This window comes from Streptomyces sp. NRRL F-5755, from assembly GCF_001279365.1.
Classification (GTDB): domain Bacteria; phylum Actinomycetota; class Actinomycetes; order Streptomycetales; family Streptomycetaceae; genus Streptomyces; species Streptomyces rimosus.
The window spans coordinates 22,051-42,366 of the sequence record NZ_LGCW01000281.1 but is presented as its reverse complement, the minus strand read 5'-3'; the positions used below and the strand labels follow the sequence as shown (position 1 = coordinate 42,366).

At 71.7% G+C, this 20,316-nt stretch carries 17 protein-coding genes; 8 read left to right on the top strand and 9 right to left on the bottom strand.

Features of this window, described 5'->3' with window-relative positions:
• Positions 1–257: 257 nt before the first annotated feature.
• The gene (locus ADK86_RS27990) at positions 258–2,777 is read left to right on the top strand and encodes an ATP-dependent Clp protease ATP-binding subunit (RefSeq protein WP_003982979.1); all 2,520 of its coding nucleotides are present in this window, start codon (positions 258–260) and stop codon (positions 2,775–2,777) included.
• A 345-nt stretch (positions 2,778–3,122) separates the two neighbouring features.
• Here the strand turns inward: ADK86_RS27990 and ADK86_RS27985 are convergent, their stop codons facing one another.
• The gene (locus ADK86_RS27985; protein ID WP_053699121.1) at positions 3,123–5,735 is read right to left on the bottom strand and encodes an NACHT domain-containing protein; all 2,613 of its coding nucleotides are present in this window, start codon (positions 5,733–5,735) and stop codon (positions 3,123–3,125) included.
• Between the two features lie 577 nt (positions 5,736–6,312).
• On the opposite strand from ADK86_RS27985, the gene ADK86_RS27980 reads away from it, so the two are divergent.
• On the top strand, positions 6,313–7,002 hold the full coding sequence (locus ADK86_RS27980; protein WP_053699120.1) for a M23 family metallopeptidase: 690 nt from the start codon (positions 6,313–6,315) through the stop codon (positions 7,000–7,002).
• 52 nt (positions 7,003–7,054) lie between these two features.
• On the opposite strand, the gene ADK86_RS27975 is transcribed toward ADK86_RS27980, so the two are convergent.
• Complete coding sequence (locus tag ADK86_RS27975; protein WP_053699119.1) at positions 7,055–7,660, bottom strand: TetR/AcrR family transcriptional regulator; 606 nt, start codon at positions 7,658–7,660, stop codon at positions 7,055–7,057.
• Positions 7,661–7,799: 139 nt separating this feature from the next.
• Between ADK86_RS27975 and ADK86_RS27970 the strand changes: the two genes are divergently transcribed.
• The 3 genes from ADK86_RS27970 (at position 7,800) to ADK86_RS27960 (ending at position 10,619) form a co-directional block, all read left to right on the top strand.
• A complete protein-coding gene (locus ADK86_RS27970) occupies positions 7,800–9,413 on the top strand; it encodes an MDR family MFS transporter (RefSeq protein ID WP_053699118.1) in 1,614 nt (537 codons plus the stop codon).
• Between the two features lie 240 nt (positions 9,414–9,653).
• Entirely contained in the window at positions 9,654–10,094 is a 441-nt protein-coding gene (locus ADK86_RS27965; protein ID WP_053699117.1) for a helix-turn-helix domain-containing protein, read from the top strand.
• 69 nt (positions 10,095–10,163) lie between these two features.
• Complete coding sequence (locus ADK86_RS27960; protein WP_030600536.1) at positions 10,164–10,619, top strand: VOC family protein; 456 nt, start codon at positions 10,164–10,166, stop codon at positions 10,617–10,619.
• A 132-nt stretch (positions 10,620–10,751) separates the two neighbouring features.
• Here ADK86_RS27960 and cseC read toward each other — a convergent pair whose 3' ends face one another.
• The 5 genes from cseC to ADK86_RS27935 all read right to left on the bottom strand — a co-directional run bounded on the left by cseC (position 10,752) and on the right by ADK86_RS27935 (position 15,445).
• Entirely contained in the window at positions 10,752–12,053 is a 1,302-nt protein-coding gene (gene cseC, locus ADK86_RS27955) for a two-component system sensor histidine kinase CseC (RefSeq protein ID WP_003982986.1), read from the bottom strand.
• 8 nt (positions 12,054–12,061) lie between these two features.
• Positions 12,062–12,772, bottom strand: a complete 711-nt coding sequence (gene cseB, locus ADK86_RS27950) for a two-component system response regulator CseB (RefSeq protein ID WP_030600538.1) — start codon at positions 12,770–12,772, stop codon at positions 12,062–12,064.
• A gap of 9 nt (positions 12,773–12,781) precedes the next feature.
• The gene (locus tag ADK86_RS27945) at positions 12,782–13,387 is read right to left on the bottom strand and encodes a hypothetical protein (protein ID WP_003982988.1); all 606 of its coding nucleotides are present in this window, start codon (positions 13,385–13,387) and stop codon (positions 12,782–12,784) included.
• Positions 13,388–13,626: 239 nt separating this feature from the next.
• On the bottom strand, positions 13,627–14,178 hold the full coding sequence (locus tag ADK86_RS27940; RefSeq protein ID WP_030023568.1) for a SigE family RNA polymerase sigma factor: 552 nt from the start codon (positions 14,176–14,178) through the stop codon (positions 13,627–13,629).
• A gap of 319 nt (positions 14,179–14,497) precedes the next feature.
• Positions 14,498–15,445 carry an A/G-specific adenine glycosylase gene (locus ADK86_RS27935; protein WP_053699116.1) on the bottom strand — a complete coding sequence of 316 codons (948 nt, stop codon included), beginning with the start codon at positions 15,443–15,445 and terminating at the stop codon, positions 14,498–14,500.
• Between the two features lie 205 nt (positions 15,446–15,650).
• On the opposite strand from ADK86_RS27935, the gene ADK86_RS27930 reads away from it, so the two are divergent.
• Positions 15,651–16,133 carry a pyridoxamine 5'-phosphate oxidase gene (locus ADK86_RS27930; protein WP_053699115.1) on the top strand — a complete coding sequence of 161 codons (483 nt, stop codon included), beginning with the start codon at positions 15,651–15,653 and terminating at the stop codon, positions 16,131–16,133.
• 55 nt (positions 16,134–16,188) lie between these two features.
• Here ADK86_RS27930 and ADK86_RS27925 read toward each other — a convergent pair whose 3' ends face one another.
• Complete coding sequence (locus ADK86_RS27925; protein ID WP_053699114.1) at positions 16,189–16,773, bottom strand: phosphatase PAP2 family protein; 585 nt, start codon at positions 16,771–16,773, stop codon at positions 16,189–16,191.
• A gap of 234 nt (positions 16,774–17,007) precedes the next feature.
• On the opposite strand from ADK86_RS27925, the gene ADK86_RS27920 reads away from it, so the two are divergent.
• Positions 17,008–17,835, top strand: a complete 828-nt coding sequence (locus tag ADK86_RS27920; protein WP_053699113.1) for a hypothetical protein — start codon at positions 17,008–17,010, stop codon at positions 17,833–17,835.
• A gap of 120 nt (positions 17,836–17,955) precedes the next feature.
• On the top strand, positions 17,956–18,939 hold the full coding sequence (locus ADK86_RS27915) for an NAD-dependent epimerase/dehydratase family protein (RefSeq protein ID WP_053699112.1): 984 nt from the start codon (positions 17,956–17,958) through the stop codon (positions 18,937–18,939).
• Positions 18,940–19,062: 123 nt separating this feature from the next.
• Here ADK86_RS27915 and disA read toward each other — a convergent pair whose 3' ends face one another.
• Entirely contained in the window at positions 19,063–20,217 is a 1,155-nt protein-coding gene (gene disA / locus ADK86_RS27910; RefSeq protein ID WP_030373403.1) for a DNA integrity scanning diadenylate cyclase DisA, read from the bottom strand.
• Positions 20,218–20,316 lie beyond the last annotated feature (99 nt).

Sequence of the window (20,316 nt, the reverse complement as noted above, 5' to 3'; positions counted from 1 at the left end):
CGTGTCGGTCAAGGGTGCGTTCGCCACGGGCGTACTGACCCGGGGCGTATATGCCTGGCCTGCGGGAACATCGTCTCGCACCATCGGGTTGGAGCAGATGTCGGCTGTTCGGCAGCAGATTTCCCCGCCGACGCGGGGGTGATCCGGACGGATGTCGGCAGTTGGAATGAGCTGTCCCGTCCCACGGGACTAGCATGCGGAAGGACAGGGAGGGGACCGACCCCTAACTGCCTGACCGCTCTGAGGAGCGATTAACGATGTTCGAGAGGTTCACCGACCGTGCGCGGCGGGTTGTCGTCCTGGCTCAGGAAGAAGCCCGGATGCTCAACCACAACTACATCGGCACCGAGCACATCCTCCTGGGCCTGATCCACGAGGGTGAGGGTGTCGCCGCTAAGGCCCTGGAGAGCCTCGGGATTTCGCTCGAGGCGGTCCGCCAGCAGGTGGAGGAGATCATCGGCCAGGGGCAGCAGGCCCCGTCCGGCCACATCCCCTTCACCCCCCGTGCGAAGAAGGTCCTGGAGCTGTCGCTCCGCGAGGCCCTTCAGCTCGGCCACAACTACATCGGTACGGAGCACATCCTGCTCGGCCTGATCCGCGAGGGCGAGGGCGTCGCCGCCCAGGTCCTCGTGAAGCTGGGCGCCGATCTGAACCGGGTGCGGCAGCAGGTCATCCAGCTGCTCTCCGGCTACCAGGGCAAGGAGGCCGCCACCGCAGGCGGCCCGGCCGAGGGCACGCCCTCGACCTCGCTGGTCCTGGACCAGTTCGGCCGCAACCTGACGCAGGCCGCCCGCGAGACCAAGCTCGACCCGGTCATCGGGCGCGAGAAGGAGATCGAGCGGGTCATGCAGGTGCTGTCCCGCCGTACCAAGAACAACCCGGTCCTCATCGGCGAGCCCGGCGTCGGCAAGACGGCGGTCGTCGAGGGCCTGGCCCAGGCCATCGTCAAGGGCGAGGTGCCCGAGACCCTCAAGGACAAGCACCTCTACACCCTGGACCTGGGCGCCCTGGTCGCCGGCTCCCGCTACCGCGGTGACTTCGAGGAGCGCCTGAAGAAGGTGCTCAAGGAGATCCGCACCCGCGGCGACATCATCCTGTTCATCGACGAGCTCCACACCCTGGTGGGTGCGGGTGCCGCCGAGGGCGCGATCGACGCCGCGAGCATCCTCAAGCCGATGCTGGCCCGCGGTGAGCTGCAGACCATCGGTGCGACGACGCTCGACGAGTACCGCAAGTACCTGGAGAAGGACGCGGCCCTGGAGCGCCGCTTCCAGCCCATCCAGGTCGCGGAGCCGTCGCTGCCGCACACCATCGAGATCCTCAAGGGCCTGCGCGACCGTTACGAGGCGCACCACCGCGTCTCGATCACGGACGAGGCCCTGGTGCAGGCCGCCCAGCTGGCCGACCGCTACATCTCCGACCGCTTCCTGCCGGACAAGGCGATCGACCTGATCGACGAGGCCGGCTCCCGGATGCGCATCCGCCGGATGACCGCGCCGCCGGACCTCCGCGAGTTCGACGAGAAGATCGCCGACGTGCGCCGGGAGAAGGAGTCCGCGATCGACTCGCAGGACTTCGAGATGGCCGCGGGCCTGCGCGACAAGGAGAAGCAGCTCCTGGCCGCGAAGGCGAAGCGGGAGAAGGAGTGGAAGGCCGGCGACATGGACGTCGTCGCCGAGGTCGACGGCGAGCTGATCGCCGAGGTCCTGGCCACGGCCACCGGCATCCCGGTCTTCAAGCTCACCGAGGAGGAGTCCTCGCGGCTGCTGCGGATGGAGGACGAGCTCCACAAGCGCGTCATCGGCCAGAAGGACGCCATCAAGGCGCTGTCGCAGGCCATCCGCCGTACGCGGGCCGGTCTGAAGGACCCCAAGCGCCCCGGTGGCTCGTTCATCTTCGCCGGTCCGTCCGGTGTCGGTAAGACGGAGCTGTCCAAGACGCTCGCCGAGTTCCTCTTCGGCGACGAGGACGCGATGATCTCCCTCGACATGTCGGAGTTCAGCGAGAAGCACACGGTCTCCCGGCTCTTCGGTTCGCCCCCCGGCTACGTCGGCTACGAAGAGGGCGGCCAGCTCACCGAGAAGGTGCGCCGCAAGCCGTTCTCCGTCGTGCTGTTCGACGAGGTGGAGAAGGCCCACCCCGACATCTTCAACTCCCTGCTGCAGATCCTGGAGGACGGTCGTCTGACCGACTCCCAGGGCCGGGTGGTGGACTTCAAGAACACGGTCATCATCATGACGACCAACCTCGGGACCCGGGACATCTCCAAGGGCTTCAACCTGGGCTTCGCCGCCCAGGGCGACACCAAGAGCAGCTACGAGCGGATGAAGAACAAGGTCAACGAAGAGCTCAAGCAGCACTTCCGGCCCGAGTTCCTCAACCGTGTGGACGACACGGTGGTCTTCCACCAGCTCACCGAGGAAGACATCATCCAGATCGTCGACCTCATGATCGCCAAGGTGGACGAGCGCCTGAAGGACCGCGACATGGGCATCGAGCTCAGCGGTGAGGCCAAGAAGCTGCTCGCCAAGCGCGGCTACGACCCGGTGCTGGGCGCCCGCCCGCTGCGCCGGACCATCCAGCGCGAGATCGAGGACGCTCTCTCGGAGAAGATCCTCTTCAGCGAGCTGCGCCCCGGCCACATCGTGGTCGTGGACATCGAGGGCGAGGGGGAGAACGCCAAGTTCACCTTCCGCGGCGAGGAGAAGTCGGCGCTGCCCGACGCCCCGCCCGTCGAGTCCGCGGCCGGCGGCCCGGACCTCTCGAAGGACGCGTGACGCCTCCGGCGCCCGCCGCCTGAGCGCTACGGCACCCGCCGCGGCCCGGAACCTGCTCCAGGTTCCGGGCCGCGGCGTTGTCGTGTCCGGGTACCGGCCCGCGTGGAAGCGTATTTCCGCATCGGGCGCGGACGGATATCCGAAACCGCGGATGGGGGCCTTCCGGCCGGCACGGGAGCGGCTGCGGCTATTGCGCGCGGTGCAAAAGCAAATCGCCATTCCGGATTGCTCCGCCGATGTCCGGGGCAAATGCGGAAGGAGATATTCCGCGACCCGAAGTCTCCAAGGCGGCGACCGGGACCGGCTCCCGTTCTTGCAGGCGTACGGCCCTATAGGACCGCGATATCACAGCTCGACCACGCGGACCCCGTCCGGAACGCCGGTCACCGGCGGCAGCCTGCCGCTGAGCCGCAGCTCCTCCAGCCGGGGGAAGGCGGCCAGCCACGCCATCGAGGTCCCCAGGCCGTATGCCAGCCAGAGCCGCACCAGGCCGTCCGCCGGGACGATGCCGTCGATCAGCTCGGCCACCGTGAACTCACCGGCGATCTGGAGGCACGGCCGGCCGCCGAGCTCCCGCAGGGCGTGCAGCTCCTCCGTGTCCGCCACGGGGAAGAACAGTTCGTCCGGGTCCAGGTGGGCGATGATCTCCCGGGCGTAGCGCGCGGTGTCGTACCGCCGCCAGGCGCCCGCCAGCTGCGCCCGCACCTCCGGGTACGTCCGTTTGCGCAGCCCGGCCAGATAGTCGATCGCCATGTCGTCGGCGATGGACGTGGCCGTGACCGCGAGCAGATACGCCTCGCCGTCCGAGACCTCGGCCGGATCCGGCAGCATCTCCAGGACGATCGGGCCGATCCAGCCCAGCGCGCGGGCCCCGGCCACGGTGCTGGGGCGGACCATGTCGCGGGTGAAGCGCCGCACCCGGTGGCGCACCTCCGGGTCCAGCTCGGTGGCGTGTCCCACGCAGGCCGCGGCGAGCAGCTTGCGGTGCCGGGCCTCCGCGGCCCGGATGCCGGGGCGCGGGGCGAGCAGGCCGTTCAGCAGCGCCGCGCACTCGTCGGGGCGGGCCAGCGCCACGGCCATCCGGATGACGTCCTCCCACTCGGAGAGGTGGGCGTGGTTCAGCAGCAGCCCGAAGTCGTGGCGCTGCACGGTGGCGCGGGCGGCCAGGAAGTCCTGGAAGGTGCGGTGCACGAAGTCGACGGTGCCCGGGGCCGGTTCGCGCAGCAGTCCGGTGCGGTTCAGCAGGTGGCGGTATATCTCCTCGGGGCCGCCCTGGCGCGCGGCGTCGGGGATGGCCGGCAGGTGCTGCGCGAGCGTGTCGACGGCGATCTCGCGGTCCATCTCCGAACGCCCGTTGACCAGCATCCAGTGGGCCAGCTTCTGCAGCAGCTGGATCTTGGGCTGGCGCGGCAGGTCGATGCCGTCGGTGGTGCCCATGGCCCGTTCCCGGTCCCGCCGCTCCAGCAGCATCGACAGGGCGGCCTCGTACAACTCCTTGCGCCCGTTGGGCAGATAGCCGCGGCGGTCGCGGTGCAGGGCGCAGATCATGCCGCACATCAGCGGGTTGGTGGCGAGGCGGCCCAGGTCGCGGGTGATGCGTACGGCGTTGAGGAGCGTGCGTTCGTAGTGCGGCAGGCGGTCCAGGTCGTCGGGTGCCTGCTGGGCCGCGGCGCGGTGCCAGCGCTGGATGAACGCGGCGATGTCCTCGCGGCTCATCGGGGCCAGCGACAGTTCGGTGAAGCCGTCGGCCGTCAGCCAGTCGGCGCGGACGGCGGAGGGCCGGGAGGTGACGATCCAGACGTTGCCCGGATACAGGGCGGTCCAGTCGCGGAGCTTGCGGCGCAGCGCCTCGCGCTCGTCCTCCGGGGCCTCGTCCACGCCGTCTATCAGCAGCAGGGCCCGCCCGGCCCGTAGTACGCGATCGGCCCAGCCCGGCGGCTGCGCTTCGGCGCCTGGATAGCAGACGGCCGCCAAGAAGGCGCCGGGGGAGGGCAGGCCGTGGTGGGCGAAGCGGCGTACTGGCAGGAGGAAAGGGACGCGGCCGTAGAGCGCGCGGCGGAGCGTCGGGGGCAGCTCGCCGCGCGCTGTGGCGACGGCCAGCCACTGGAGCAGCGTGGTCTTGCCCGAGCCGGCCACACCCCGGACAAGGACGCGGCACAGGCCGGACAGGGCGTGCTCGGCGGGGACGGCCGGTTCGGGCGCGCCGCCGCGGTCCGCGGCGGGTGGTTCCGGCTCGCAGCGCAGGCCCAGGTAGGCGGCGTCCAGCGGCCAGCTGTCGGGGGAGTGCACGAGGTCCAGGCCGAAGATCGTCAGGTGGCTGTGGAGGACGGCGGTGTCCAGGGCGTACTGCGTCTCGAAGGCGGCGTCCTCGGCGGACCGGGACGGCAGCCGGGCGGCCAGCGCGCCGACGGTGTCGTCGATCCTGCCGAGGGTGCGCCGGTTCTCCACGACGGTGCGGGCGACGAAGCCGGTCAGCTGGGTGAAGTAGTTCAGGATGTGCAGTGCCGCGGTGTCCACGAGGACGGCGTGCAGTTCAGTGCCGTCACCGGTCAGCTCGCGGGCGGCGTCCGGGGCGGCCCGGCGCAGCTGCCGGGCGAGTTCGCCCGCCTCCAGCCGGACGTCCTGGGCGATCTCGGTGTCCAGGTCGCCGAGTGCCCAGAGCGTACGGGAGAGGGCGTCCGTTACGGCCCGGTCCTCGTCGGGGGCCACCGGCCGCTCGCGGGCCGGGCCGGTGGCGCCGGGCAGCGGGGTCACGGCGCGCTCGACCAGTTTGGCGGCGATCCGCCGCACCTCGCGCTCCCCGAGGGTGCGCTGCTCGCCCCGGAAGGAGACCAGGCGGGCGATCCGTAACGGCCGGCCCACCAGGAAGGCGCCGGGCCCCGGCCGGACGAGGAGTTTCCTGATGAGCGGGCCCACGGCCTTCGGTGCCAGCCGGGCCATGATGATCATTGGATCCATGCGGTGATCCCCCATCACCTGTGCGGCGCCGGGCGCCGCCGGATGTCCAGCCTAGGGGAGTCGGCGGTTCCCGGGAGGCCGCTCGGCCAGGTGGTGGCGTACGGGCGGGCGGGGCGCGCGGGGAGTTTCCGTACGGGGTCTTTGGTCCCGGTACGGACCGGCGAAAGACCCGCCGCGCGGCCGGGAAAACCCGGGGCGCGGTGACATGCCGCACAGGCCCCCGGCGGCCTACTACGCGGAATAGCGGACGCTTTCCGCAGTACGGCGGGGCGGTCCGGACGCGGTGGCCGACGCGGGCGGGGCGGAGGGCGGCCGGGGTGCCGGGCGACTGCGTACGGGCATGCAAAGCCGCAGGTCAGCGCGTGGAAGGCGGAGGCGCGCATCGGCCGGAAGAGGGAGGCGATCGGTGTGTTTGAGACCTGGGGCGGAGGGTATCGGCGGAGATTTATTTCCCCGGCTTTTGCTACGGGATGAGGTAGTAGAAGCGCCTATTGGCAACATGTCGGATTCCGGTTACCAAGGATGAGCGATCCCGGTCGACGGCCGGGACCCCGTCTTTTCCGGAGGTAGTTCCCGCATGACGAAGCACCACCCCCTGCACCGCCCGACGACGAAGTCCGTTCTCCGTACCCGCACCTCCGTGCTCGCGGCGGGCCTGGGCATCTCCGTCGCCATGGGCGCCGGGGTGGCGATGGCGGCCGGCGGCGACACGCAGGCGATCGCGCTGAACGGGCTCACGTCCGACATCCGCTCCTCGGTGAGCGCGCAGGCCGACGCCCAGCAGAAGGCCGCCGCGGCGGAGAAGCAGGCGGCCGAGAAAGCCAAGAAGGAAGCCGAGGAGAAGGCCCGCTCCTGGGTCAAGCCGGTGGACGACTACAAGCTGGGCATGACCTTCGGGCTGGCCGGCAAGCACTGGGCCCACAACCACAGCGGCCAGGACTTCGTGGTGCCCAGCGGCACCGCCGTGCACGCCGTCCACGGGGGCACCGTGGTCAAGGCCGGCCCGAACGGCGGCGGCGACGGCCCCGCGTACGGCAACGCGATCGTGATCAAGCACGACAGCGGTACGTACACCCAGTACGCGCATCTGACCAGCGCCGAGGTCAAGGTCGGCCAGACCGTGGAGACCGGCCAGGAGATCGCGAAGTCCGGCAGCACCGGCAACTCGACCGGCCCGCACCTCCACTTCGAGGTCCGTACCGGCCCGAACTACGGCTCCGGTGTCGAGCCGACCGCCTTCCTGAAGGCGCGCGGCGACGGCGTGTGATCCGCCCGGCGGGCGGTGCCTTCGGCGGGTGGTGCCCCGGTAGGCGGTGTCCTCAGCGGGCGGTGCCCGGCGACAGGGTCTGACCGTGGCTCCCCGGCTGGGCCGCGGTGACCAGTTCGGTGGCGACCTCCAGGATGGCCTTGCGCTTGTCCTCGGGGTCGCCTTCGAGCGTCTGCATCGCGAACAGGCCCGCGTGCATCGAGAAGATCGCGGTGATGCAGCGCACCTGGTCCGTCAGCTGTGCCTCCGGCTCCCTGAGCAGCCCGGTGAGCCGGATCATCCGCTGCTTGAAGGTCTCCCCGATGCTCAGGTCCCGTACGGCCGCCTGGTTCTCCTGCATGAAGCGGAACAGCGGCTCGGCGGAGCGCAGCGCCTCGCTGTAGCGGCGCAGGATCTCCTGCTTGGTCTCCAGGGTGCGCGGCTGCGTGCCGGCCCACTCGATCAGGTCGTCGATCGGCCGGGCCAGGTCCTGGAAGAGGCCGATGACGATGTCTTCCTTGGTCTTGAAGTGGTAGTAGAGCGCCGCCTTGGTGACGTCCAGCCGCTCGGCGATCTCGCGCAGCGAGGTCTTCTCGTACCCCTGCTCGGCGAACAGCTCCAGGGCGACGTCCTGGATGCGCTGGCGGGTGTTGCCCCTGCGCGGGTGCGGTGTGCCCATGCTGCTGTTCTCCTGCGTCGATCGTCCGGGCCGAGGTCACGGGGGTCACTCGGAAACTTACTTGACGCCCGGCTAGTTGTTCCTTACCTTCTTCACTGTACTGAACTAGCCGGGCGGCAAGTAAGTGGGAGAAGCGAAAATGGGGAAGTCGCAGACGGAAGCGACCCCAGCGGGGGACATATCCAAACCGGCGGACGGCGGGGGGAAGCAGCCGGCCAGCGTCCGCGTGGTGCTGTTCGCGCTGATGATCGCCATGCTGCTGGCGATGCTGGACAACATGATCGTGGGTACCGCCATGCCCACCATCGTGGGTGAGCTGGGCGGGCTGAGCCACCTGTCCTGGGTGGTGACCGCGTACACGCTCGCGACCGCCGCCTCCACCCCGATCTGGGGCAAGCTGGGCGACCTGTACGGCCGCAAGGGCGTCTTCCTGACGTCCATCGTGATCTTCCTGATCGGCTCCGCGCTGTCCGGCATGGCCCAGGACATGGGCCAGCTGATCGGCTTCCGCGCCGTACAGGGCCTGGGCGCGGGCGGTCTGATGGTCGGCGTCATGGCGATCATCGGTGATCTGATCCCGCCGCGCGAGCGCGGCAAGTACCAGGGCATGATGGCCGGTGTCATGGCCGTCGCGATGATCGGCGGCCCGCTGGTCGGCGGCACCATCACCGACCACCTCGGCTGGCGCTGGAGCTTCTACATCAACCTGCCGCTCGGCGCGATCGCCCTGGTCATGATCACCGCCGTGCTGCACCTGCCGAAGAAGCGCTCGCAGGCGCGCATCGACTACGTCGGCGCCGCACTGCTCACCGTCGGCATCACCTCGCTGGTGCTGATCACCACCTGGGGCGGCACCGAGTACGACTGGCTGTCGAGCCAGATCATCGGGCTCGGCGCGGTCGGCGTCGTGGCGCTGCTGGCCTTCGTCCTCGTGGAGACCAAGGTCCGCGAGCCCGTCCTGCCGCTGCACATCTTCCGCAACCGCAACTTCAGCCTCGTCACGGTGATCGGCTTCCTGGTCGGCTTCGTGATGTTCGGGTCGATGACCTTCCTGCCGCTGTTCCAGCAGACCGTGCAGGGCGCCTCGGCCACCAACTCCGGGCTGCTGCTCCTGCCGATGCTGCTCGCGATGATGGCCGTCTCGCTGGTCGCGGGCCGGGTCACCACCAACACCGGCAAGTACAAGATCTTCGTGGTGGGCGGCGGCGCGCTGATCACCGCCGGGCTGGCGCTGCTGTCCCTGATGGACACCGGCACCACCCGCTTCACCTCGGGTCTGTACATGGCGGTGCTGGGCGCCGGCATGGGCTTCCTGATGCAGACCACGATGCTGATCGCGCAGAACAGCGTCGAGATGAAGGACATGGGCGTCGGCTCCTCGTCCGCCACTCTCTTCCGTACGATCGGCGGCTCCTTCGGCGTCGCGATCTTCGGGGCGATCTTCAACAACCAGGTGCAGGACGTGATGAAGGAGCGGCTCGGCGCCGCGGGCGCGAAGGCGACCGCGGGCGGGGGCCAGATGGACCCGAAGAAGTTGGAGCAGCTGCCGGCCGCGATCAAGGACGCGTACATGCACGCGGTCTCCGGCGGCACCCACCAGGTCTTCGTCTGGGGCGCGCTGATCAGCGTCATCGGTTTCGCCGCGGCCTGGTTCCTCAAGGAGGTGCCGCTGCGCGGCGGCCCCGCCAAGCCCGCCGACAAGCCGGAGGGCGACGCGGCCCCGGTCGTCGCCGCGATGGCGGAGCCCGTCTGATCCGGAACTGAATGCGCAGGCCAGCGGCCCTCGGCGGACACGCCGGGGGCCGCTGCCGTGTCCGCGGGGAAGCCGCCGCCGGGCCGTTGTCAGTGGTGCGTGCCAGCATCGGAATGTGAACGGCGACGGGGCGGTGGACGCCACCGGGACGGGGGACGGGCGGACGGGCGCGCGGCGAGCGGCGCCACCGTCCCGGTCCCCCTCGCCCGGCTCCGGCAACTGCGGCTGGCGAAGGACGTGATGGACCGCGACTGGGCCTCCCCGCTGGACCTGGACGCGGTCGCGGCGCACGCCGGGTATTCCCGCTTCCACTTCATCCGCGCCTTCAAGCAGGTGTACGGCCTGACCCCCGGCCAGTATCTGAGCCGCCGCCGGATCGAGCGCGCCGAGGAACTGCTGCGCACGGCCGATCTCTCCGTCACGGAGATCTGCTGGCTGGTCGGCTTCGGCAGCCTGGGCACCTTCTCCGCGCGCTTCAAGAAGCAGACCGGCCTGACCCCGAGCGACTACCGGAAACGGCACGTCGGGCGGGGCGCCGGGCTGATACCGGGCTGCTATGCCCTGCTGTGGTCCGGCGGCTTCAAGTCCTTCGGGAGCCGGGAGGGGGAAGGGCCCGGGAAGGGGGACGGAAAGGGGGCCGGGACCGGGCCGGGAGACCGCAATTCCGGAGAAGGCGGGTAGCCGGCGGGCTGCCTACGGTGAAACCGGGACGCGCGGGAAGGGCCGCGCACGAGCCATGGGAGACACGTCATGATCAAGGGTTTGGCCATCACCACCGTATGGGTCCTCGACCAGGACCGGGCGAAGGAGTTCTACACCCAGAAGCTCGGCATGGAGGTCCGTACGGACATGCGGATGGGCGGCGAGGACGGCATGCGCTGGCTGACCGTCGGCGCCAAGGACCAGCCGGAGGTGGAGCTGACGCTGATGGTCCCCGGCCCGCCCGGCATGGACCCGGAGGCCGGGGAGAGCCTGAAGCAGCTGGTGAGCAAGGGGCTGATGGGCGCCGGGGTGCTCCGGACGGACGACGTCAAGGCCGACTACGCGGCGCTGAAGGCCAAGGGGGTCGAGTTCCTCCAGGAGCCGCAGGAGCGCCCGTACGGCACCGAAGCGATCTTCCGCGACGACTCCGGCAACTGGTTCTCGCTCACCCAGCCCAGCGAACAGCTCGACCTGAGCAAGGGGTGGGGCGACTGCGTGGAGTAGACGGGCGGCGCCGCCGCGTACGTACCGGGCTCCGGCCGTGCCACCGGACCCGTCGGTCACCGGCCCTGCCGGACCCGCCGCACACCGGCCCGGCCGGACCCACCGGTCACCGGACCTGCCGGACCCGCCCGCTCACCGGTCCGGCAGCTGGATGACCGGGAAGCTGCCGGTGCTCGTCGGCGCGTTCTCCGGCAGCCACAGCACGGACACCGCGCCGGTCGAGCCGTCCGTCAGCTCGTCCGCGTTGCGGAAGGTCAGCCGGGCGCCCAGCACCCGCGCCTGGCCCGCCGCGATGGTCAGGCCGAGCCCGTGGCCGCGCCCGGCCCGGTCGCTGCTGCCCGTACGGAACCGGCTCGGGCCCTCGCGCAGCAGCGCTTCCGGGAAGCCGGTGCCGTGGTCGCGCACGCGCACCACGCGCCCCTCGACCGTGACCTCGATCGGCGGCTTGCCGTGCCGGGCCGCGTTGGCGATCAGGTTGCCCAGGATGCGTTCCAGGCGCCGGGGGTCGGTGGAGACCTCCGCGTCCCGCAGGATGTCGATCTTGATGTCGGGGTTCAGCGCCCGCACCCGCCGGGTGACGAACTCGCCCAGCGCCACGTCCTGCAGCTCGGCCCGCTCCGCGTAGCCGTCCAGCCGCGCCACCTCCAGCACGTCCTCGACGAGCGTGCGCATCGCCTGCGCCCGGTCCCGTACCAGCTCCGAGGGGCGGCCCGGCGGCAGCAGCTCGGCCGCGGTGAGCAGCCCGGTCACCGGGGTGCGCAGCTCGTGGGCGATGTCGGCGGTCACCCGGCGCTCCGCCTCGATGCGCTTCTGGAGCGCGTCGGACATCGCGTCCACCGCCCAGGCCAGGTCGTCCGTCTCGTCCCGGATACGTCCGCCGACCTCGTCCCGGATGCGTACGGAAGTGTCGCCGTCGGCCAGCTTCCCGGCCGCCGCCGCGGCCTTGCGCAGCCGCTTGGACAGCCGTCCGCCGATCAGCACGCCGAGCGCGCAGCCGCCGACCACGACCGCCGTCGAGCCGATCAGCAGCGCCTGGTCGAGGTCGTCCAGCACGGCGAACCGGTCGGGGAAGTAGCCCTGGATGGACAGCACCCGGCCGCCCGCCACCGGCGCCGCCGCCCACACCTTGGGCGTGGTCTGGCCGGTGTCCTCCAGATAGGTCGCCCGCTTTCCCTTGGCGACCTCGTCACGCAGTGCCTTCGGCAGCGCCGGGTCGTCCAGCTTGGCGCCGAAGCGCAGCTGGTGCGTGGTTTCGTAGATCTTCTGCGTGAAGTTGAGGCGCTCGGTCTGCACATCGCGGCTGTTGTCCAGCATCGAACCGCGGGCCGCGTTGTGCACGACGAGGCTCAGCGCGATCGCGACCAGCGCTCCGACGAGCGCGATCGCGGCGCTGAGCTTCCACCTCAGCCCCGTACGCAGGGCGAGCCTGACCACCGCAGGAGTCAGCCTCTCAGCTTGTATCCGAAGCCGCGGACGGTCTCGATCCGGTCCTGGCCGATCTTGCCGCGCAGCCGCTGTACGTGGACGTCCACGACCCGGGTGTCACCGCCCCAGCCGTAGTCCCACACCCGCTCCAGCAGCCGGTCGCGGGAGAGGACCGTGCCGGGCGAGTTCGAGAACTCCAGCAGCAGGCGCATCTCGGTGGGCGTCAGCGCGACCGGCCGGCCGCCTTTGCGCACCTCCATGCCCTCCGTGTCGACCTCCAGATCGCCGAAGCGCAGCACGGCCTCGGCGGGCTCGGCCGCCTCCGACCCGGCGGCGTGCGAGCCGTCCGGGCCCGAGGCGTGCCCGAAGCGGCGCAGCACCGCGCGGATCCGGGCCACCAGCACGGCGCCGTCGAACGGCTTGGTCACATAGTCGTCGGCGCCGGCCTCCAGGCCGAGCACCACGTCGATGGAGTCCGCGCGCGCCGACAGCATGATCACCGGCACGGTCGACTCGTCACGGATGCGGCGGCACAGGCTGACCCCGTCCAGGCCCGGCACCATCACGTCCAGCAGGGCGATGTCCGGCCGGTTGGCGCGGAACGCCTCCAGTCCCGCCAGGCCGTCGGGCATGGCGGTGACCACGAAGCCGTCCCGCTCCAGGGCGAGCTGCGTCGCCTCGCGGATGACGTCGTCGTCCTCGACGAAGAGGACATGGGTATCGGCCATGCGGTGTTCTCAATCCTCCGGTCCCGTCGGGTCCGCGGGCGCGGGCTCCGTGCCCCCGGTCTTGCTGTAGTCGGTGTGGTACCGGGCGTACTCGACGAAGCGGCTACCCGTCCAGCGGTAGGTCATCACATCCTCGCCGGAAGCGCAGCACAGGTTGTCGTCGGAGTTGTAGGTCTGTTTGGAGACCTCCAGCTCGCCCTTGTTGACGCTGGCGTACACCGAGGGCTGCTCGTTGGCGAAGACATTGTCGTAGTCCCCGCCGTCCTTGCGGTAGACGTAACTGCCGATGCCGACCGAATCCGCGCAGGTCATCACGTTGACCACGACGTCGGGGTCCTTGCTGCCGGTGAGCTTGGCGTAGGTCACCTCGACCGGGTACTCGTCCGCGGCGCAGGGCTTGGCGAGGGACTTCTTGACGTCAGCGCCGACCTTCGGATCGTGCTTCATCAGGTCCACCGCGTCGACCTTCCGGTACGCGACCGAGGCCGAGGGGGACGGGGACGGCGCCTGGGCGGAGCGGCCCTTGGGCGCCGGGGTGCTGCTCGCCGAGCCCTCGGTCCGTACGCCCTCGCCGCCCGGATTGCATCCGGCCAGCAACAGCGAGAGGGCGGCCATCGATGCGATGGCCGCTCCGGTGGTCGTGCGGAAGGCTCCGGTCCGCCGGGACCGGAGCCGTGCCGTGTGTTTCGGGCGGAGCCGTTCGGAGGCCGGGCGCCCCGGGCCCGGCCCCGGCCCTTTCGGCCGGCACCGGGCGGTCGGCGCGCTCCCGGCCGTCCCGCCTCCGGCCAACCTGTTCCTGGTCAAACCGCTCCCGCTCACAGTCCCTCTGGCCAAGCCGCCGGTGCCGCAGCCGGTCAGGCCGCGCACCGCTCCCGCTCCTGCTCGCCGCGCTCCAGCATCCGCGCGTCGATGTCGCGATTCTCCAGTTCCTGGCGCAGCCGGGCCAGTGCCCGGTGCAGCGTGCTCTTGACCGTACCGGTGGACATGCCCAGCGCCGCCGCGGTCTCCTCGGTGCTCATCTGCTCCCAGTGTCGCAGCACGACGACGCTGCGCTGCTTGGGCGCGAGCACCCCGAGGATGTCCATCAGCAGGGCCCGGTCGGCGCGCTGCTCGGTGCCGTCGTCGACGCTGGCGTCCGGGAGCTGCTCGGTGGGCACCTCCTCCAGCTTGCGGGCGCGCCACCACTCCGTACGGGTGTTGATCATGACCCGGCGCAGATACGCGTCGGCCAGCGACTTGTCGGCGATGCCGTCCCAGCGCCCGTAGGTGCGGACCAGGGCCGTCTGGAGCAGGTCCTGGGCGTCCACCGGGTCGGGCACCAGGCGCCGGGCGCTGCGCAGCAGGGCCTCCTGCCGCGTACGCACGTACTCTTCGAAGTCCAGTACCTTGCCGCCGCTGGTCGCCATCCCGACGCCTCCGATCCGCTTGCGTTCCCCACGTTGACCGTGCCGGAGGTCACCTCCAGCACGAGGAAGACGCTACGGAGGGGGTGTTGCGGCGTAATGTGCGTCGGCCCCACAGGCAGTGCACGGAAAACCGTCGGTTGTGTAACAGCGGGCCGGGTGTCATACCTGCGACGGACCGGGGCCCGGCGCGTGTCCTTCTTGCGAGGGACGGCGGGGGCGGCCGGAAGAGCCATGGGCCGCGGGCCGGGCGGGCGGCGGGGCACCGGCCGTCACAGAACCGTCATCCGCCGCCCGGCAGCCGCCTGTCACACAGCCGTCATCAGGACGCGCCGGGCCCGAGCGGCAGGCGGTACTGGCCGCCCGCCAGCGGCTCCACGAGGCCGTCCGCGACCAGGCCGTCCAGCGCCCGCGCGCGCTGCACCGGCTCGTCCCACACCGCGTCCAGTACGGCCTGCGGCACGGGTCCGACCGCTTCGCGCAGGACGGCGAGGAGCTTGCCGCGCACCTGGCGGTCCGTACCGGCGTACGTCTGGCCGCGGCGCGGGGGGCCGTCGTGTGCGGGTGAACCCGCCAGCCGCCAGGCGCACTGCGACGAGATCGGGCAGCGCACACACTCCGGGCCGCGGGCGGTGCACACCAGCGCGCCCAGCTCCATCGTGGCGGCGGCCCACTTCGCCGCGGTCGGCTCGTCGTCGGGCAGCAGCGCGCGGGCCAGCTTGCGTTCGGCGGCGGTGGTGGCGTTCGGCGGGTACTGCCGGCCGCCGACGGCGCGCGCGAAGACCCGGCGGACGTTGGTGTCCAGTACGGCGTGCCGCTGCCCGTACGCGAAGGAGGCCACGGCCGCCGCCGTGTACTCGCCGACGCCGGGCAGCGCGAGGAGCTGGGCGTGCTCGCGCGGTACGTCACCGCCGTGGCGCTCCTGTATCGCGGAGGCGGCGGCGTGCAGGCGCAGCGCGCGGCGCGGGTAGCCCAGGCGGCCCCAGGCGCGCACCGCCTCGCCGGGCGGCTCGGCCGCCAGGTCGGCGGGGCGCGGCCAGCGCGCCAGCCACTGTTCGTACACCGGCAGCACTCTGCTGACCGGCGTCTGCTGCAGCATGAACTCGCTCACCATCACACCCCAGGCGCCCGCCTCGGGGCGGCGCCAGGGCAGATCGCGGGCGTGCTCGTCGAACCAGTCGGTGACGGGGCCGTGCAGCCGGGCCCCTTCGGCGGCTTCGTCGGCGGCGGTGACAGGGGCGGCGCCGGTGGCGGCAGGAGTGGAAGTCATGGCACTGCCGATCCTGGCACGACGGCGCTCCGCCGTGAAACGCACCGGGCCCGCGCCGCGAAGTGCCCACCCGCTCGCCGGAATGCCCGGCCCGGTCCGCGCCCTCCCACGAGGTGCGACAGGGCCCGGTCCGTGGCCCGTGGGGCGCGCGGGGTGAGGATGTCCACATGATGTGGATGCCGACCGGACCGGCGGGAGAGCCGCGATGACCACCGCAAGCGACTGCCCGGCCACGATCCGCCGGGCCCTGGCCGCGCACACGACGCTGACGCTCGCCTACGCCGACGACGAGGGGCCGCAGGCGTGCGCCGTGCTGTACGCCACAGCGGACGGCCCGGCGCCCTCGCTGGTCCTCGTCACCGCCGAGTCCACCCGGCACGGCCGGGCCTTCGCGCGGGCCGCCGGAACCGGGCCCGGCGCCCGCGTCGCCTTCACGGCCCAGCGCGACGGGCAGGAGTGGACCGCGCTGACCGGGGTGCAGGGCCGGGGCGTCTGCCGCCGGCTGACGGGCGCGGACCGGGCGGCCGGGTGGCGTACGTACCTGGAGCGCTTCCCCTTCGTCGCGGCCGACGAACGGCTCGCGGGGGCGCTGGAACGTACCGCACTTTGGGAAGTCCGCCCGGACTGGCTGCGGTTGATCGACAACGGGCGCGGCTTCGGACACAAGGAGGAGTGGTACGCGCCGTAATTACAGGGGTGATGGGCGGGGGCGTCCTGGGAGACGCCCCCGGCCGGAAAGCGGGCTACGCCCGCACCAATATCTTCCAGCGCCCCGCCGCCAGCCGGACGACCAGCGAGGTCAGCGGCCCGGCGAGCAGCGTCACGCACAGCGTGGCGGTCAGGGTGCCGAGCGCCAGGCCGGCCACCACGTCGTGCGGGTAGTGGACGCCGACGAACACCCGGGAGAAGCCGGTCAGCAGCGCGATCGGCAGCACCAGCCAGGCCGCCGCGCGCCAGGCGAACACGATGCCGACGGCCAGCGCCGCCGCGATCGTCGAGTGGTTGCTCGGGAAGGACCAGTCGCCCTGCGGCGGGCACTGCACGATGGAGGCGGCGGCCCCGGCCACGGCCCGGCAGGGCCGCTCCTCGTCCACCAGGCTCTTGACGATCTCACTCACCAGATACGCGACGGCCGTGCCGACCGGTACCAGGATCGCCAGCGCGACCAGCCGCTCCTCCCCCTTCCTGGACCGCCACCAGCCGAAGACGGCCAGCGCCATGAGCAGCAGGATGCCGCCTTCCGTGCCGCCGGCGGCCAGCGAATGAATCCAGCCAGGGGTGTCGTGCGCGAAGTCGGTGACGACGCGATAGAGATCGGTGCTGTACATGAACGCATACGGTACGGACTGTTACGTCAAAGCCGCATCTGGCGAACGTCAAGGGGTGCCCCTGACGAAAGTGGGGTGGCGGGCGGGGGGGGGGTGCGGACGGCCGGGGATCACGAAGGGGCCACGGCCCCGGGCGGCGCGGGACCCCGTTTCCGTGCCGATGATCTGAAAAGTTGCGGCTTCGTGCGGCGGGTACTGGCCGGTGTGACAGCTGATCTCTCGTAGAGTTTCCGCGTGGGATCTCTGCGCAATCCGATCGGGCCGCTTCCCTCCTCCATCTACTGGCGGCGGAGGGCCGTTGCGCTGGCCATCGTCGCCCTGCTCGTCCTGTTGGTGGTGTGGGCCCTCAACTGGAGCGGCGACGACGGCAAGGCCGGCGGCGAGGGCAAGGGGCAGGGCGCGCCGGGCCCTGCCACGTCCATCACGCCGGGGCCGAACGCGACGGATTCCGGGAACAGCCAAAAGCCGGGCGGCCGCGACGAGTCGGGCGGCGGCAGCGGCGGGTCCGGCTCGGGTTCCGGCGGCGCCGGCGGCTCGGACGGCGGTGCCGCCGGTTCCGGCGGTGGTACGGGCGGCAGCGGCGGCGCCTCGGGCTCCGGCGGCGCGCCCATAGGAGTGGGCAGCGGCGCCGTGACCGTGCCGGCCGGCTCCGCGCTCCCGAACTGCGCGCAGGACGACACGAAGTTGAAGCTGCGCAGCCTGAAGAACACCTACGAGCCGGGCGAGAAGCCGAAGTTCGAGGTCACGGTCGAGAACGCGGCCGACAGCGCCTGCAAGGTGGACCTCGGCCGCGGCTATGCGGCGCTGACCATAACCGAGACCTCCGAGGACGAGCGGGTCTGGTCCTCCGGCGACTGCCCGCCCGGCAGCGGCAGCAGCGCTCCCGTACAGGTGCCGGCGGGCGGCTCGGTCACCCGGACCGTCGAGTGGGACCGCAAGCCCAGCACCTCCGAGTGCGCGACGCCACAGGCCGAGCCGGTCGGGCCCGGTACGTACCTGGTCGAGGCCAAGGTGGGCGGGCTGGCCGCGGTGCGGACGTCGTTCGTCCTGGCCAAGGACTGAACCACCGCCCCGGAGACGGGTGTTCGAACGTGGCCGGACATCGCCCCTCCCGCCGGTGCCGATTGCGCTGAGAGCGTGCATCCATGGCCCGCCCGGCCATGATCCGGCACAGTCGGCCGCATGAAGCTACTGATGCTGGGCGGAACGGAGTTCGTGGGGCGCGCGGTCACCGAGGCCGCGCTGGCCCGCGGCTGGCAGGTCACGGTCTTCCACCGGGGACAGCACGCCCCGGTGCCGGGAACGGCCGTCGTGCACGGCGACCGCACCGACGCGGCCACCCTCACCGCGCTCGCCGACGGCACCTGGGACGTCGTCGTGGACACCTGGGCCTGGGCGCCGACCGCGGTCCGCGACGCGGCCCGGCTGCTCGCGGACCGGGCCGGGCGGTACGTGTACGTGTCCACCGGCTCGGTGTACCGGCACCCGGCCGGACCCGGGCACACCGAGGCCAGCCCGCTGGTGGACGGCTCACCGGACGCGGAAGCGGTGGCGTACGCGGAGGACAAGCGCGGCGGCGAGCTGGCCGCGCTGGCGGCCTTCGGCGAGGACCGCACGGTGCTGGCCCGCGCCGGGATGATCCTCGGGCCGTGGGAGAACATCGGCCGGCTTCCCTGGTGGCTGACGCGCATCGCCCGCGGCGGCCCGGTGCTCGCGCCGGGCCCGCGGGACCTGGGCCTTCAGTACATCGACGTCCGTGACCTGGCCGAATGGGTCCTGCACGCCGCGGAGGCCGGACTGTGCGGCCCGTACAACCTCATCAGCGAGCCCGGGCACGCCACGATGGGCGAACTGCTGGAGGCGTGCGTGGCGGTCACCGGCTCGGACGCAGAACTGCGCTGGAGCGGACCGGAGGAGATCCTCGCGGCGGGCCTGACCCCCTGGACGGAACTGCCCGTCTGGCTGCCGCCGGGCGAGCTGTACGACGCCATCCACCGCGGCAACCCGGCCAAGGCGTTCGGCGCCGGACTGCGCTGCCGGCCGGTCGCGGAGACGGTGGCCGACACCTGGGCGTGGCTCCGGAAGCTGGACGGGCCGCCCCCGCTGCGGCCCCGGCAGCCGGTCGGACTGGCGCCGGAGAAGGAGGAGGCGTTTTTGCGCGGGTGAGATTCCGGGCGGGTGAAGTTCCTGCGTGGGTGAGGTGAGACCCGGCGGCGTGCGGGCGTACGGACGCCCGCACGCGGGACGCCGTTACGGGCCCGCCACATCCCGTCCGGAAACCGGCAGTCCCTACACGTACCGTTCGAGAATCGACGACTCCGCCAGCCGGGACAGCCCTTCCCGTACGGACCGGGCGCGGGCCTCGCCGACGCCGTCCACCGCCTGGAGGTCGTCCACGCTCGCCGCGAGCAGCTTCTGCAGCCCGCCGAAGTGGTCGACCAGCCGGTCGATGACGGCGCCCGGCAGCCGCGGCACCTTCGCCAGCAGCCGGAAGCCGCGCGGCGAGACCGCCGAGTCCAGCGTCTCGGGCGAGCCGCTGTAGCCCAGGGCGCGCGCCACGATGGGCAGTTCCAGCAGCTCGGCGTGGCTGAGGGCGTCCAGCTCGGACAGTGCCTCGGGCACCGTACGGGAGCGCTTGGCGGTCGGCTCGGGGACGTAGTCGCGGGCGACCAGCTCGCGCTCCGGCTCGACGCCCGCGATCAGCTCGTCCAGCTGGAGGGAGAGCAGCCGGCCGTCCGTGCCCAGCTCGACCACGTACTCGGCGATCTCGGTCGCGATGCGGCGCACCATCTCCAGCCGCTGTGCGACCGCGGTGACGTCCCGGACCGTGACCAGGTCCTCGATCTCCAGCGCGGACAGGGTGCCGGCGACCTCGTCCAGGCGGAGCTTGTAGCGCTCCAGGGTGGCCAGGGCCTGGTTGGCGCGGGAGAGGATCGCCGCCGACTCCTCCAGGACGCGGCGCTCACCGTCGACGTACAGCGCGATCAGGCGCATCGACTGGCTGACCGAGACGACCGGGAAACCGGCCTGTATCGAGACGCGCTGGGCGGTGCGGTGGCGGGTGCCGGTCTCCTCGGTGGGGATGGAGGCGTCCGGGACCAGCTGCACACCGGCCCGCAGGATCTTGGTGATGTCCTTGTCCAGGACCAGGGCGCCGTCCAGCTTGCACAGCTCGCGCAGCCGGGTCGCCGAGAACTCCACGTCCAGCACGAAGCCGCCGGTGCACATCGACTCGACGGTCTTGTCGAAACCCAGGACGATCAGGCCGCCGGTGTTGCCGCGCAGGATGCGCTCCAGGCCGTCGCGCAGCGCCGTACCGGGCGCAACCGCGCTCAGCGAGGCCCGCATCAGGCTGTCCGTACCGCCGCCGTCGCCCGACCTCCGGGTGGGCGGCCCCCAACCGGACCTGCCACCAGACGACGATGCCCGGTCGTTGGCTGCCACTGCACTCCTCCGTCGCAAGGTCTGTCGGTGCCGCAGGCCGCCCGGCAGATGCCTTGGTCACGCAGCTCACGGGCTGCGCGGGCCGACGGCATGACTTCA